This window comes from Yersinia nurmii (assembly GCF_001112925.1).
Lineage (GTDB): Bacteria > Pseudomonadota > Gammaproteobacteria > Enterobacterales > Enterobacteriaceae > Yersinia > Yersinia nurmii.
In genome coordinates this window covers 1-434 of sequence record NZ_CPYD01000040.1, presented here as the reverse complement: position 1 = coordinate 434, position 434 = coordinate 1, and the positions used below count along the sequence as shown (strand labels likewise).

Sequence of the window (434 nt, the reverse complement as noted above, 5' to 3'; positions counted from 1 at the left end):
AGATTTCAGGATGGTATTGGCAGCATTTACTTCATGGAGCGGATCGCTGCGCAGGGAACAATTGTTACCGCGACATGCACCGGTGGCGTGGGGCGGCATATCCCTGCGGGTAGCACGGCGATGGATGAGTCTGGATATATCTATCAGTCAATTAATGGGGCATCCATAGGTTCCAGCGGTCATGTTGACATCCAATTCCAGAATCAGACCACTGGGCCGATCCCCTGCGGGGTGGGGGAACTAAACCAGATTTATTCCACCGGTCTTTCCGGTTGGGACGCAGTAAGAAATGATGCCGCCGGTGTCGTCGGTGTTGATGTTGAATCGAGAGTGGCTTTCGAGACGCGAAGGAAGCAATCGGTATCACGAAACGGCAGAAACACTGACGCCGCAATGCTGGCGGCGCTGCTATCAACTGACGGTGTTTTGGATGC

Annotated in this window: 1 protein-coding gene; it reads left to right on the top strand. The window is 53.9% G+C overall.

What is annotated here, in order from left to right:
• A partial coding sequence (locus AD970_RS18440; RefSeq protein WP_049602469.1) for a baseplate J/gp47 family protein occupies window positions 1-434 on the top strand: 434 nt, incomplete at both ends.